This is a genomic window from Rhodococcus sp. C26F, from assembly GCF_053345925.1.
Genome location: NZ_JBKFBA010000041.1, coordinates 29,582 through 43,427 on the forward strand (window position 1 = coordinate 29,582; position 13,846 = coordinate 43,427).

12 protein-coding genes and 1 pseudogene are annotated in these 13,846 nt (G+C 69.4%); 2 read left to right on the forward strand and 11 right to left on the reverse strand.

The window, feature by feature from the left end; translation table 11 throughout:
- Positions 1-2 precede the first annotated feature (2 nt).
- The 11 genes and pseudogenes from ACLBYD_RS26135 to ACLBYD_RS26185 form a co-directional block, all read right to left on the reverse strand.
- Positions 3-1,214: an MCE family protein gene (locus ACLBYD_RS26135; protein WP_447818702.1), complete on the reverse strand. Its 1,212-nt coding sequence runs from the start codon at positions 1,212-1,214 to the stop codon at positions 3-5.
- Entirely contained in the window at positions 1,211-2,305 is a 1,095-nt protein-coding gene (locus tag ACLBYD_RS26140) for an MCE family protein (RefSeq protein WP_447818703.1), read from the reverse strand. The genes ACLBYD_RS26135 and ACLBYD_RS26140 overlap by 4 nt, the downstream gene beginning before the upstream one ends.
- Positions 2,302-3,519, reverse strand: coding sequence for an MCE family protein (locus ACLBYD_RS26145; protein WP_447818704.1), 1,218 nt, complete (start codon positions 3,517-3,519; stop codon positions 2,302-2,304). The genes ACLBYD_RS26140 and ACLBYD_RS26145 overlap by 4 nt, the downstream gene beginning before the upstream one ends.
- Positions 3,516-4,535: an MCE family protein gene (locus tag ACLBYD_RS26150; RefSeq protein WP_447818705.1), complete on the reverse strand. Its 1,020-nt coding sequence runs from the start codon at positions 4,533-4,535 to the stop codon at positions 3,516-3,518. Before ACLBYD_RS26150 ends, ACLBYD_RS26145 begins: the two co-directional genes overlap by 4 nt.
- Positions 4,532-5,548, reverse strand: coding sequence for an MCE family protein (locus ACLBYD_RS26155; protein ID WP_447818706.1), 1,017 nt, complete (start codon positions 5,546-5,548; stop codon positions 4,532-4,534). Before ACLBYD_RS26155 ends, ACLBYD_RS26150 begins: the two co-directional genes overlap by 4 nt.
- Positions 5,545-6,702 (reverse strand): MCE family protein, encoded by a 1,158-nt coding sequence (locus ACLBYD_RS26160; protein ID WP_447818707.1) that lies wholly within the window; start codon positions 6,700-6,702, stop codon positions 5,545-5,547. Before ACLBYD_RS26160 ends, ACLBYD_RS26155 begins: the two co-directional genes overlap by 4 nt.
- Positions 6,703-6,707: 5 nt before the next feature.
- The gene (locus ACLBYD_RS26165) at positions 6,708-7,562 is read right to left on the reverse strand and encodes an MlaE family ABC transporter permease (protein WP_447818712.1); all 855 of its coding nucleotides are present in this window, start codon (positions 7,560-7,562) and stop codon (positions 6,708-6,710) included.
- Between the two features lie 31 nt (positions 7,563-7,593).
- The gene (locus ACLBYD_RS26170; RefSeq protein ID WP_447818708.1) at positions 7,594-8,358 is read right to left on the reverse strand and encodes an MlaE family ABC transporter permease; all 765 of its coding nucleotides are present in this window, start codon (positions 8,356-8,358) and stop codon (positions 7,594-7,596) included.
- 119 nt (positions 8,359-8,477) lie between these two features.
- The gene (locus tag ACLBYD_RS26175; protein WP_447818709.1) at positions 8,478-10,112 is read right to left on the reverse strand and encodes a long-chain-fatty-acid--CoA ligase; all 1,635 of its coding nucleotides are present in this window, start codon (positions 10,110-10,112) and stop codon (positions 8,478-8,480) included.
- Between the two features lie 4 nt (positions 10,113-10,116).
- Positions 10,117-11,237 (reverse strand): annotated as a pseudogene (locus ACLBYD_RS26180) (acyl-CoA dehydrogenase family protein).
- Between the two features lie 15 nt (positions 11,238-11,252).
- Positions 11,253-12,437: an acyl-CoA dehydrogenase family protein gene (locus ACLBYD_RS26185; RefSeq protein WP_060654199.1), complete on the reverse strand. Its 1,185-nt coding sequence runs from the start codon at positions 12,435-12,437 to the stop codon at positions 11,253-11,255.
- A gap of 132 nt (positions 12,438-12,569) precedes the next feature.
- Between ACLBYD_RS26185 and ACLBYD_RS26190 the strand changes: the two genes are divergently transcribed.
- Both ACLBYD_RS26190 and ACLBYD_RS26195 read left to right on the forward strand, forming a co-directional pair.
- Positions 12,570-12,755 carry a ferredoxin gene (locus ACLBYD_RS26190; RefSeq protein ID WP_016692405.1) on the forward strand — a complete coding sequence of 62 codons (186 nt, stop codon included), beginning with the start codon at positions 12,570-12,572 and terminating at the stop codon, positions 12,753-12,755.
- 133 nt (positions 12,756-12,888) lie between these two features.
- The gene (locus ACLBYD_RS26195; RefSeq protein ID WP_447818710.1) at positions 12,889-13,815 is read left to right on the forward strand and encodes a 3-oxoacyl-ACP reductase; all 927 of its coding nucleotides are present in this window, start codon (positions 12,889-12,891) and stop codon (positions 13,813-13,815) included.
- Positions 13,816-13,846 lie beyond the last annotated feature (31 nt).

Here is a 13,846-nt window from a genome sequence, read left to right on the forward strand (position 1 = left end):
GCTCAGTTCGGCGGCGACAGAAGCCCTTCCAGGCTTGTCGCCGAATAACCACCGTCGCGGCACAACTGTACCGTGGGGGCGCGGCGCCCCGGGTACTCGATGCACGGCATGTTCCGTGCTCCGCGCACCGCGATGGGGGAGTCCGCCGGCAGCTTGCAGTACAGATCGGGTGGGGTGTCGGGCACGTCGAACTCGGTGGGCGAGCGCCGCTGTTCCGGCGGCAGGAAGCCGGTGATGCACGGGGGCGGGTCGTTGAAGGTCGCGGTGAAGTAGGTGTTCTGCGACGGGTTGTCGACATTGGGCAGACCCGCCGACTGGGTCGACGCCATGATCGACGGGAACAGCACCAGCATCTGTTCGAGCGACGGCCGGTACACCACGGCGACCTGCTCGACGGTGACGAGATTGGCGAGCAGCAGGGGGAGGGTCGGTTCTGCCTCCTCGAACAGTGCCTGCACCTGCGCGGCGGCAGGGGCCGTCACGCCGAGGAGCGTGCGCACGTCGCTGTCGGAGTCGCGCAGCTGCGCGGTGGTGCCCGCCAGGGAGGACGCCCAGCGGGCGATCGCATCCGACGACGCGACCTGCGTGTCGAGCAACGGGCCGACCTGATCGATCAGTGCCGCGGTGCTGTCCGCGCTCGCGGCGGCCTCGGCGCTCACCGCCGCGCCCGCCTCGACGAGGATCCGCAGGGCGTCGCCGGAATCTGCCACCGCCGTGTGGGTCTCGTCGAGCAGCAGGGCGAGGCGGTCGGGACCCACGGATTGCAGCGTGGCGTCGAGCTGGTCGAGTGCACCGCCGATCGGTTCGGGCACGGAGATGCGGTCGCGGGGAACGATCGACCCCGCGGTCAGATACGGGCCGTCCTCGCCGTCGGGCAGGAACTCGACGTACTGCTCGCCGATCGCCGACATGCTGCGGACCTGTGCTGCCGAATCGGCGGGCACCGGGACATCCGAGTCGAGTGACAGGACCGCCTCGGCGCCGCTGGTGGTCATGGTCAGCGACGTCACCCGGCCGATCTCGATGCCGCGGTAGGTGACGTTCGCCGAGGGATACAGACCCCCGGCGTCGGCGAGGTCGAGACGCACCTCGTAGCGTCCCACCCCGAACAGGGCGGGCACCTCGACGATGAACAGCGCGACGATCAGCACCGCCGCGATCCCGAACGAGAAGAACACCGCCAGTTTGCGGCGCAGCACCGCAGCCGGGCTCATCGGGTCGGCTCCGACACGGGCGGGACGAGCAGCGACACCAGATCCGGCACGGGTCGCCCGCCGCCGGTGAGTGCGTTCTCGAAGGGCGTGCCGAGCAGCAGTGCGTTCTCGAGGGTCGGCAGGGTGAGGTCGAGGATGACCGTGCCGTTCGCGTAGTCGCCGCGCACCGCGTTGCGGTAGGTGTCGATGGGGAACGGGAAGGTCAGCAGGTAGCGCAGCGACTCGGTGAGCGAGTCGCCCGCCGACGCGAGCGAGGCCAGCACCGGTTCGAGATCACGCAGGTTCGCGACGACGTCGTCGCCGCTCGCCTCGACGACCTCGTTCGCGACGCGCCCGAACTGCCCGAGCGCATCGGCGGCGCGGGTCAGGTCGTCGCGCTGGGTGGACAACACCTCCATGGCGGGCGCGAGATCGTCCGTCGCCGCCGCGATCTCGGTGTTGTGCTCGGCGACCTCGACGGCGAGTGCGTCGAGCGATTCCATCGCGCTCACGATCTGCTCCTTCTGGCCGTCCAGCCCGGCGAGCACCGCGTCGAGGCGGGTGAGCAGGGCCCGCACCGACTCCTGCCGTCCGTCCATCGCCCGGTTGAGTTCGCGGGTGATCTCCTGGGCTTGGGCGAGGCCACCGCCGCTGAGCACCAGCGACAGCGACGACAGGGTCTGCTCGGTGGTGGGGGACGCACCCGCCCGCTCGAGGGGGATGACGTCGCCGTCCCCGAGCCGGCCACGGGCGGGTTCGGCGAGCGGGGGAGAGAGTTCGACGTGGGCGGACCCGAGCAGGCTCGTCTGCCCGATCTTCGCGACCGTGTTCTCCGGAAGCACCGTGCTGCCGTCGACCATCACCGTCACGAGCGCATGTCCGTCGCCGAGCCGCAGGTCGGCGACCCGCCCGACGGTGACGTCGCCGACGCGGACCCGCGAATTGCGTTCAAGGGTCGTGACGTCGGGCATCTCGATGATCACGGCGAACGCGTCGTCGCCGCGACCGTGCGTGCCGGGAAGGGGCAGGCTGTTCAGGCCGCGCCACTCGCACCCGGCGGTCAGGGCCAGGCAGGCGAGGACACCGACCGCGCGCAGGACTCGTGTTCTCACGGCGCCCCCGGGGAGAGCAGATCGGCCAGCGAGGCCGGCGACGGCGCACCGGGCGCCGGCATCAACTCGGGCTCGGTGTAGACGAGCTGGTCGGGCAATGCACCCACGCCGCGCGTCGGGTTGATGCGCACGGGTGGGTAGTCCATCGCGAGCAGCGGCAGGATCGGGCCGAGATACTGCACGCACAACTCCGACGCGGTGTGCGCGTCGACCTGCTCGGCCGCGGCGAGCGCAGAGCAGACGAACTGGGCAGGATTGGCGAAGTTGGTCAGCGACAACGCCGAGACCACCGTGTTGTGCGCGGGCTGATAGATGCCCTGCAGGTTCGACAACGCCGTCGGTGCGACGTGCAGTACCTGCGCGATCCCGTCGCGCTGCGCCGCCAGGGTCTCGGTCAGTGCGGCCGTGCGATCGACGGTCGTGTCGACGCGCTCGCGGTTGTCGCGGACGAACCGCTCGACGTCGACGAGGACGGCGTCGAGTCCCGCCAGCGCGGCGCCCATGTCGTCGCGGTTGGCGTCGAGGATCTCGGTGACGGACGCGAGCCGGTCGTGGAAGGAGACGATCTGATCGCCGCTCATCGACAGTGCCTCGACGAAGACCTGCAGGTTGCCGAGGGTGCCGAACAGGTCGTGCCGGCCGTCGGAGATCGTGCGCATCGCCGTTGCGAGCTGCTGCAGGCTGTCGCGCAGGGCGGGGCCGTGTCCCTCGGCGTTGGCGGCCGCGACGTCGAGGACCTCACCGAGTGCCCCCTGCGGGTCGGTGTCGTCGGGCCCCAGTTCGGTCGTCAGTCGCGTCAGTTGTTCGGTGATCTCGTCCCATTCGACCGGGACCGCGGTGCGTTCGACGGGAATCGTTGCTCCCACCGGCAGTTCCGGTCCTCCCGTGTGCGGTGGGGTGAGCTGGACGAAGCGGGCGGAAACCAGAGTGGGGGCGACGATCGCGGCCTGTGCGTCGGCGGGGATGCGGCGCTCGGAGTCGATGTCGAAGCGCACGAGGACGCGATCGCCGCGCGGTTCGATCTTCGTCACACGCCCGACCTCGACCCCCATGATGCGCACGTCGTCACCCACGTACAGGCCACGGCTCGAGGTGAATTCGGCAGCGTATTCGTCGGCCGACCGCCACGGCGCGACGGTGAACGACACCACCGCGACGACGGCGAGGAGCAGGATCGGGACACCCCACGAGATCAGGGGACGTAGTCGCGTCACGGTGTACCTCCCGGCGGCGTGATGCCGGCCTTCTCGAGCGCGGCGGTCAGGGCCGGCTCGATGATCTGCATGGGCAACAGGTTCTGGATGTACGAGTTGAAGAACGGGCCGGACGCGACGGCCTCGCCGAGTTCGGTCGCGTACGGGCCCAGCCGCTCGATGGCCAGAGCGATGTTGTCGCGGTTGCGTTCGAGGATCCCGAGGACGGCGTTCAGCTTGCCGAGGGTGGGTTCGAGTTGTGCCTCGTTGTCGGCGACGAGATTCGAGATCTGGATCGACAGCGCATCGACGTTCGCGAACAGGGTGTCGAGAGCGGCTCGGCGGCGGTGCAGTTCGCCGAGGATGCGGTCGGCATCGACGATCAGGGCGTCGATCGCGTCGCTGCGCTCGGCGAGGACCTCGGTGACCTGTTCGGCGTGCGCGAGCAGCGCCCGCAGGGATTCGTCCCGCGACGCGACGGTCTCGGACAGTCGCCGCGCACCGTCGAGCGCCGCGCCGACGTCGTCGGGCGTCTCGCGCAGGGTGTCGGACAGCACTTCCATCGACTCGCGCAGCTGCTCGGTGTCGATCGCCGCGGCGGTGTCGGTGAGATCGCCGAGAGCGTCGGTCAACTGATAGGGCGCGACGGTGCGGTCGAGGTCGATGGTGGCGCCGTCCTCGAGTCGTCCCGGACCGGCGGGACGCACGCGCAGGTTGCGTGCCCCGAGCGCGGTGGCGGTGGCGATCTCGACGGCGGTGTCGGTGCCCAGGACCACCGCCCGGTCGACCGTGAACGTGACGGCCACGGCGTCGTGGTCGATGTCGATGTCGGTCACCCGCCCGGCGTCCTTGCCCGCGACCTGCACGGTGTCGCCGGTGTTCAGACCGCCGGCGTCGACGAATCTCGCCCGGTAGGTCGTGCCACCGTCGAGGAACGGCAGGGAACGGATGTTCAGGGCGCCGAGCACGAGCACGACGAGCACGATCGTGCCGACGACGCCGACACGCACGGGATTCATCTCGCGGAACTGGGTCATGCCGGAGCGCACCTGCCCGTCGTCTGCCCGAACAGCGGTGAGGTGACCTTGTTCCCGGACAGGTCGTTGATCTCGATGAGCATGCCGCACAGGTAGTAGTTGAAGAATCCGCCGTAGGCGCCGAGTCGCGTGAGGGCCTTGTAGACGTCGGGGAGTTCGGTCGCCAGTTGTTCGACGGTGTCGCTGCGCGAGTCGACCTGCGCGGCGACGTTGCCGGTTTCGCGGATCGTGCCGGCAAGTGAGGTGCGGGACTGCGCGAGCAGATCGGTGAGCGACCCGCCGATCGCATCGATGTGGGTGACGGCGTCGCCGACGAGCGTGGCGTCCTGCGCGAGTCGCGCGGCCACCTCGTGGGCGCGCATCAGTGCGGTGTCGAAGGTGTCGCGGTGCGCGGCGAGGTTCGCGAGCACCGAGTCGAGGTTCGTGATCACCTGCCCGACGAGCACGTCGCGGTCGGCGATGTGCGAGGTCAGCGAGGCCGCCTGGGCGAGGACGGATTCGACGGTGCCGCCCTGCCCCTGCAGCACGGTGATGAGATCGGCCGACAACCGGTTGACCTGTTCGGGTTCGAGCGCGCGGAACAGCGGTGTGAAGCTGCCGATGAGCACGTCGAGATCGAGTGCCGGCCGGGTCCGGTCGGTGCCGATCGTCTCGCCCGCCGCCATGAGCGTGGGATCGCCGGCGCCGTCGGATAATTCGAGATAGCGGTCGCCGACGAGGTTGAGATAGCGCACGGTGGCGATGCTCGCGCGGGTCGGGGTGTACGACGAGTCGACCTCGAAAGCCACGTCGATGCGGTTGTTCTCGCCGAACTCCACGGCGGTGACCCTGCCGACCTCGACTCCGGAGACACGGACGAACTGGCCCTCCTCGAGACCGGAGACGTCGTCGAAGACCGCGTGGTAGCGCGTGTATTCACCGAACCGGACCTGGCCGAAGACGACGAACAGTCCGGCGAGGATCAGAACCATGACGAGGGCGTAGATGCCCGCGGCGATCGCGGTGCGTGTCATCCGGCGCCTCCGGTGAGCAGTTCGAACAGCGAGTCGGGGACGAAGACCGGTGAGGTGTTGCCGGCCTCGAACGGGTTGGCGCCGGTGTTCGCCACGACGTACGGGGCGGGGGTCTCGTCGGCCGTCACGATCGGCAGGGGACCGCAGCGTGGCCCGCCGGTGGCCTCGACCACCGGGAGATTGCGCGGATATTCGTACGGGTCGGTGCCGAGCAGGAAGGTCGACTTCAGCATCATCGACGAGCCGTTGCCGCCCGAGGCCGGTTCGGCGAGCTGCCGGGCGCGGTCGGCACCCTGCAGGAAGCATGGGAGGACCGGCGAGTACTCCTCGAGGAGAGAGACCGTCGGGCGCAGCAGATCGAGCACGTCGACGATCTGCTCGCTGTTCGGCTCGACCACACGACGACCGGCGTCGCCCATACCGATCGCGGCGAGCAGGACGCGGTCGAGGTCGTCGGCGCGGTCGACGAGGGTCGTGCCGGTGACCGCGAGGTTGTCGAACGACGCCACGATCCCGTCGGTGGCTCCGGCGTAGATGTCGGCGGTCGCCTCGGCGGTGGCGAGATCGCGTCGCAGTGTCTCGGTGCGCGGTTCGATCCGGGTGAGGACGGCATCGGTGTCGACGAGTGCGCGGCCGAGCGACTCGCCCTGTCCGCGCAACGCCGACGACAGCGCACCGAGCGTGCGGTTCAGCTTCGCCGGATCGACCGCCTGCAGGACGTCGGACAGGGATTCGAAGACGGTGTTCGTCTCCACGGTCACGCTCGATGCGCGCAGCACCGTGCCCTCGACCAGGCCGACCGGGCCGGGTGACGGCGGGTCGGTGAGGGTGACGTACTTGGCGCCGAAGACCGTCGTGGCGCGGATGTCGGCGCCGGGGTCGGCGGGCAACCGGGCGGCGGCGTCCGGATCCAGGCGCAGTTCGATCACCGCGCCGGACGGCGTCTGCTGCACCGCCGTGACGCTGCCGACGTGCACCCCGTGCGCCTTGACCATGGCACCGTCCTCGAGCATCAGGCCGGAGCGGCCGCTCTCGACGGTCACCTTCACGCCGGGCGTGAACGAGCCGCGGAAGCCGTGGTAGACGAACACGAGAACGAGCGCGGAGACGACGACGAAGCAGATCGCAGCGACCTTCGGCAACCAGGTGGGCACGCTACTCACCCCGCCAGATGCAGCTGGCGGCTGCTGCCGTAGAGGACCAGGGAGATCAGCAGGGTCACCGTCACCACCGCGATGAGCGACATCCGCACCGCGCGACCCGTCGCGACACCGACGCCGGACGGCCCGCCCGTGGCGGTGTAGCCGTAGTAGCTGTGCACGGTCATGACGACCACGGCCATGGTGATCGCCTGCCCGAACGACCACAGCACGTCGGTGGGACGCAGGAAGGTCGCGAAATAGTGGTCGTAGACGCCGGGTGATTGGCCGAGCACCACGACGGTCGCGATGCGGCTCGACAGGAACGACGCCAGCACCGACAGCGAGTACAGCGGCACGACGGCGATCAGGCCCGCCAGGATGCGGGTGCCGACGAGATACGGCACCGACTTGATGGCCATGACCTCGAGCGCGTCGATCTCCTCGCTGATCCGCATCGCGCCGAGTTGCGCGGTGGTGCCGGCGCCGATGGTCGCGGCGAGACCGACACCGGCCGTCACGGGTGCGACGACCCGGACGTTGACGTAGGCGGACAGGAAACCGGTGAGCGCTTCGACACCGATGTTGCCGAGCGAGGTGAAGCCCTGAACGGCGACGGTCGCGCCGGCGAACAGGGTGAGGAAGCCCATGATGGCGACGCTGCCGCCCACCATCGCGAGCACACCGGTGCCGAGACCGATCTCCGAGACCACACGCAGGGTCTCGCGCGGATGGTGCCGGGCCGCCCGCACCGTCGAGAACAGCGCGCCGACGAGGAAGACGACCTGGCGCCCCAGGGTGTCGATGCTGCGCGAGATCCCGTGGCCGAGGCGGCGCATCACCTGCGCAGTCCGACCGGTGGCCGTCCCCGTGATACTCATCGCCCCATCACCACGCTCATCGCGTTCACCGACCCATCACCGCGATACCGATCGAGGTGAGCAGCATGTTGGCGAGGAACAACGCGACGAACGCGAAGACCACCGTCTCGTTGACGGCCTCGCCGACGCTCTTCGGGCCGCCGCTGACCGAGAGCCCGCGATGGCACGCGATCAGGCCCGCGAGCAGACCGAAGACCGCCGCCTTGATCTCCGACAGCAACAGCTCACCGGGACCGACGAGCAGCGTGACCCCCGCGGCGTAGGCGCCGGGATCGACGTTCTGCAGGGTCACCGAGAAGAAGAACCCGCCGATCAGGCCGATCGCGCACACCGCCCCGTTGAGCGTGACCGCGACGACGGTCGACGCCAGGGCGCGCGGCAGCACGAGCCGGGCGGCGGGGTCGATGCCGAGTACCTCGAGCGCGGCGATCTCGTCGCGGATGGTGCGGGAGCCGAGGTCGGCGGCGATCGCGGTGGCGCCGGCCCCGGCGACGACCAGCACCGTCACGAGCGGGCCGATCTGCGTGATGGCGCCGAGCCCGGCACCCGCTCCGCTCAGGTCGCCGGCACCGATCTCGAGCAGCAGCGAATTGAGCGTGAACACGACGAGGACGGTGAACGGGACGGACATCAGGATCGTGGGCACGAGCGACACCCGGGCGACGAACCAGAACTGGGTGAGGAATTCGCGCCATTGGAAGCGGGAGCGGAACAGGGCGGTGAACGCGTCGAGGGACAGCGCATAGAAGCCGCCGAGTGCGTGTGCGGTCGCGCGTGGCACCGATCCCATGAATCCTCGCTTCTTCCACGGTCGCATCGACGAAACCGCGTCCCGACCTCTCGGGTGCGCCGAACATACCCCAGGGTATGTAGAGCGGCAAGGGAGCGATCCCGGGTCTCGGGACGACGCTATCGCGCAGAAGTGCCGACGGAGGCGGGTTCGAGAAGGTGCACCAGTTCGTCTGACAACAGCCGGAATTCGGAATCGCCACGTTCCCGAAGCCACACCGGATCGCTGCAGGACCAGCGTTCGGCGGCCAGGGAACGGGTCAGGACCTTGAAGGTCGCGGTGCGGGGGAACTCGCTGCAGACACGGATCAGACCGGGCATCTGCTTGGGGCCGAGATCGGTCTGCACATCGAGGAAACGCGCGAACGCGACCGGATCGAAGTCGGAGCCCGCCGCAGGGATCACCGCGGCCATCACCCGGTCGCCGACGTTGCGGTCGGGCACCCCGTACACCGCGACCTGAGCGAAACCCTCGTACCGCATCAGGATGCGTTCGATGGGTGCCGCACCGAGATTCTCACCGTCCACCCGGAGCCAGCCCGAACTGCGTCCGGCGAAGTAGACGAAGCCGTTCTCGTCCCGGTAGGCGAGGTCGCCGCTGTGATAGCGACCGTCGCGGAGGCGTTCGGCGTCGGCCTCGGGGTTGTTGTAGTAGCCGTCGAACAGACCGGCGCCGCGCACGTTGACGAGCTCGCCCGTCGCGGCGTCGGCGTTGGTGATCCTGCCGTTCGCGTCGAACACCGCCGGAGGGCAGCGTCGCCCCGTCTCGGGATCGAGGATCTCGATGCCCTCGGGAAGCCGGCCGAGGGCGCCGGCCGGGGCGTCGGGTGCCGACGCAATCGCGATGCCGCCCTCGGTCGAGCCGAACCCGTCGACCACCCGTGCGCCGAAGCGCCGCGTGAACTCGGCGACGTCGGCGGCCGACGCCTCGTTGCCGTACACGATGCGCAGCGGGTTGTCGTGGTCGTCGGGCTGCTCGGGAGTCGCCACCACATACGACAGCGGCTTGCCGACATAGTTCGCGAAGGTCACGCCGTAACGGCGGACGTCGGGAAGGAAACCCGACGCCGAGAACCGGCGACGCAGGGCGATGCTGCCGCGCGCGGCGAGTCCGATCGACCAGCCGGCGATCATCGCGTTGGAGTGGAACAGGGGCATCGACACGTACACGGTGTCGTCGGAGCCGAGACCGAACCGCGTGGCGAGCATCGTCGCGGGATCGGTGAACTTGCGGTGCGTGCACCGCACGGCCTTCGGGTCGCCGCTCGTGCCCGACGTGAAGATCAGCATGAACAGGTCGTCGGGGGAATGCGCGGCAGTCTCCACGACCGTGCCGGCGAACGGGGCGAGCATCGCCGGCCACTCGGGGGAGTCGACGTCGATCACCCGCACGTCGCCGAGATCCACACCGTCGAGCAGTGACGCATGGGCGGCCTCGGTGAACACGACCCGGCAATCGGCGAGCGCGATGTCGCGGGCGAGCGCCGCGCCGCGCCGGGTCGTGTTCAGGCCCACCACCACCGAACCGGAGAAGGCCGCGGCGCCGAGAAGCAACGAGAACTCCGGGACGTTGTCCATGAGGATCCCGATGTGCTTCGGTGCCGGGTCGTCGAGCAGGTCGCACAGCAGTGCCGCGCGTCGCCGGGACTGCGCGACGTGCTCGCGCCAGGACAGTTCGGTCTCCTCGAAGCGCAGACCCCGATCGTCGACGCCGGCGAGTCGTTCGAGCAGTTCGGTGACGGTGAAGGCGGTCATGCGATCAGGCCGGGACGTCGGCGAGTTCGCGTCCGAGCGCGCGCAACTGGTCGGTGGCGGAGCCGAGCAGGAACTCGTGGTGCTTGGCCGCGAGGAAGTAGCGGTGCACCGGATGGTCCTCGTCGAGTCCGACACCGCCGTGCACGTGCACGGTCGTGTGCGCGACACGGTGTCCCGCATCGGCCGCCCAGAAGGCCGCGGTGCGCAGGGCGTCGTCGTGACGCTCACCCGAGGCCATGCGGAAGGCGGCCTGCCACAAGGTCAGTCGCACCGCCTTGACGTCGATGTAGGCGTCGGCGAGTCGCTGGGAGACGGCCTGGAAACTGCCGATCGGGCGGTCGAACTGGACGCGTTCGCGCGCGTACTGCGCGGTGAGCTCGAGCGCCTGTTCGAGGACGCCGCACTGGTAGGCGGCGGAGCCGAGCAGGCTGCGGTCGCGCAACCACGTCGCCACGGCGAGGCCGTCGGTGCCGAGGACACGGTCGGCCGGGAGCGCGACCTGCTCGAGGGTGACGATGCCGCGACTGTCGAAGTCGGTGGTCTGCTGCCGGGTGATCGAGACACCCGGATCGTCCGGTCGCACGAGGAAGACCGACACCGAGTCGCCGACGGTGGCCGGGACGAGGAAACCGTCGGCGACCNGACCGGCGCCGAGTCGACGACGATCTTCACGCCGTCGAGCACGTGCCCGTCGCCCGTGACCTGCGCCCGGGTCGCCGGGGTCGTGGGATCGGGGTTCAGTTCCTCGGCGAGCGCGGCGGAGAGGATCTGCTCGCCGGTCGCCGCAGGGCGTCCCCACTCGGCCTGCTGCTCGGCGGTGCCGAACTCCGCGATCGCCGACGCGCACGCGGCGATCGAGCCGATGTACGGGACGGCGGCGACGCCGCGGCCGAGTTCACGCAGGATGCTCGCCTGCTCGAGCGGGCCGTACCCGTCTCCGCCCAGCGACTCGGGAAGAGCGGCGCCGAGCACGCCCGACGATGCGAGCGTGTCCCACAGGGTGCGGTCGAGGCGGTCCTCGGAGGCATCGAGTGTGCGCAGGTGCTCGTTGGTGACGATGTCCGCGACGATGCTGCGGGTCAGTTCTGCGAGATCCTGCTGGGCCTCGGTAAGGGTGAAGTCCACGGTGCGCGTCCTTTTCTAACGCTTGGCGGGCGGCTGGCCGAGAGCGGTCATCGCGATGATGTCGCGCTGGACCTCGTTGGTGCCGCCACCGAAGGTGAGGATGAGAGAACTGCGGTGCATGCGTTCGATCCGGCCGCGGAGCAGTGCGCCGGCCGAGTTCTGCCGTACCGTCGCCGCAGGTCCGAGGACCTCCATGAGCAACCGGTAGGCCTCGGTCGCGAATTCGGTTCCGAACACCTTGTTGGCCGAGGCGGCCTCCGGGCCGAGCGGGGTCGTGCCGGCGCTCGAGGCGATGTCCCAGTTCATCAGCTGCAGGTATTCGGCCTTGGCATGGACGCGTGCCAGGTTGATCTGGACCCATTCCTGGTCGATCACCCGTCGCCCATCGGGCAGATGCGTCTCCTGCGCCCAGCGCCGGACCTCGGTCAGCGCGGTGCGCACGGGGCCGGCGGAGGTGAGCGCGACTCGCTCGTGGTTGAGCTGGTTGGTGATGAGCGCCCAGCCGCCGTCGACCTCGCCGACGAGCGCGGACGCCGGGACGCGCACGTCCTGGTAGTAGGTGGCGCTCGTGTCGGGGCCGGCCATGGTGTGCACGGGGGTGTACGAGAAGCCGGGAGCGTCGGTCGGCACGATGAAGACGCTGATCCCCTTGTGCTTCTTGACATCCGGGTTGGTGCGCGCGGCGAGCCAGACGTAGTCGGCGTAGGCGATCAGGCTCGTCCACATCTTCTGCCCGTTGATGACCCACTCGTCGCCGTCGCGCACCGCGGTGGTGCGCAGGGAGGCGAGGTCGGTGCCGGCGCCGGGTTCGGAATAGCCGATCGAGAAGTGCAGTTCGCCCGCGGAGATGCGAGGGAGGAAGAACTCCTTCTGCTCGTCCGTGCCGTAGTGCATGATCGTCGGCGCGACCGAGTCGATGGTGAGGAACGGGACGGGCGCGCCGGCGATGGCCGCCTCGTCGGTGAAGATCAATTGGTCCATCGCGGAACGGTTCTGGCCACCGTACTCCTCGGGCCACCCGAGGGTGAGCCGGCCGTCCTTGCCCATCTGCTGTACGACCTCGCGGTACACGTTGCCGGAGCCGTACTCCCCGGTCGTGGCCGCGAGCGCCTCGCGGCGCTCGGGTGTCATGATCTGTGCGAAATAGGCCCGCAATTCCTCGCGGAGGGCTTGTTGCCCGGGGGTGTAGGAGATGTCCACGAACGCTCCGTTTCGTCGCTGCGTGTCCCCGCGAATCGTCTCTGTGGGATCATCGCGAATCATTGCACAGAATTGGAACGCGTTCTAGTCTGGACCCGATCGGTCGGCGCGAATGTGAAGCGAGGTCCCGGAATGGATGTCAAGGTCGACTTCGACCGCTGTGAAGCGAACGGCGTGTGTGTCGGGCTGGCGCCCGACGTCTTCGATCTCAACGACGACGACGAGCTGATCGTCACGCATCCCGTACCCGAGGGTAGCGAGGACGCCGTCCGCGAGGCCGTCGCCCAGTGCCCGCGTGCGGCGCTCGCCGAGGCGTGAGCGTCGGACGGTGACCGGCACCGACCCTTGTCAGGAAAAATAACAAGTTCTACATTTTCGGTGCCCCCGGGTCCTGGTGGGGAGAGTACCGGCGTGCGGCCGGCAATCGGCCCGAATCTCGAGGAGTACGTGGATGAGTGCGGACGCCAACGGTGGCGCGGAGAACGACGATCGGGTGTCTCTCGAAGGGCGGGTCGCCGTCGTCACGGGAGCCGGAGCGGGTCTCGGACGTGCCGAGGCGCTCGCGCTCGCGCGGGCCGGAGCATCGGTGGTGGTCAACGATCTCGTGGAGAACGACGCGGTGGAGGACACCCTCGCGCGGATCCGCGATCTCGGTGCCGAGGCGGAGTTCGTGCCCGGCAGCGTCGCCGAGCGTGAGACGGCCGATGCGATGCTCGCCGCGGCGCAAGGCAAGTTCGGTGGTCTCGACATCGTCGTCAACAATGCGGGCATCACGCGGGATCGGATGCTGCCCAACATGTCCGACGACGAATGGGATTCGGTGGTCGCCGTGCACCTGCGCGGTCACTTCCTGCTCTCCCGCAATGCCGCGGCCTACTGGCGCGACAGGTCGAAACAGGAGGGTGGCCCCGTCTACGGGCGCCTGGTCAACACGTCCTCGGAGGCCGGTCTGCTCGGTCCGCCCGGGCAGCCCAACTACGGCGCCGCCAAGGCCGGCATCACCGCACTCACCCTCTCGGCCGCCCGGGGTCTCGAGCGGTACGGGGTCCGGGCGAACGTGATCTGCCCCCGCGCGCGCACGTCGATGACCGAGGCGGTCTTCGGCGACGCACCGGACGACGGCATCGATCCGCTCTCGCCCGACCACGTCGCGAATCTGGTCGCCTATCTCGCCTCCCCGGCGGCCGATCGCGTCAACGGGCAGGTCTTCATCGTCTACGGACCCATGGTGGCCCTGATGGCCGCGCCGGTCGTCGAGCAGCGTTTCGACGCCGACGGGCAGTGGACCCCCGCAGCGCTCGCCGACGAGCTCGGCGGTTACTTCGCCGATCGTGATCCGGGCCGGACGTTCTCGGCCTCGGCGGCTCTCGATCTGTAGTTCCGGCCACCCCTACTGTTCCCGTTCGGGG

Coding starts and splice junctions, on each gene's coding strand:
- ACLBYD_RS26135 (WP_447818702.1), bottom strand. CDS start 1,214: ATGAGCCCGGCTGCGGTGCTGCGCCGCAAACTGGCGGTGTTCTTCTCG.
- ACLBYD_RS26150 (WP_447818705.1), bottom strand. CDS start 4,535: ATGACCCAGTTCCGCGAGATGAATCCCGTGCGTGTCGGCGTCGTCGGC.
- ACLBYD_RS26155 (WP_447818706.1), bottom strand. CDS start 5,548: ATGACACGCACCGCGATCGCCGCGGGCATCTACGCCCTCGTCATGGTT.
- ACLBYD_RS26170 (WP_447818708.1), bottom strand. CDS start 8,358: ATGGGATCGGTGCCACGCGCGACCGCACACGCACTCGGCGGCTTCTAT.
- ACLBYD_RS26175 (WP_447818709.1), bottom strand. CDS start 10,112: ATGACCGCCTTCACCGTCACCGAACTGCTCGAACGACTCGCCGGCGTC.
- ACLBYD_RS26190 (WP_016692405.1), top strand. CDS start 12,570: ATGGATGTCAAGGTCGACTTCGACCGCTGTGAAGCGAACGGCGTGTGT.
- ACLBYD_RS26195 (WP_447818710.1), top strand. CDS start 12,889: ATGAGTGCGGACGCCAACGGTGGCGCGGAGAACGACGATCGGGTGTCT.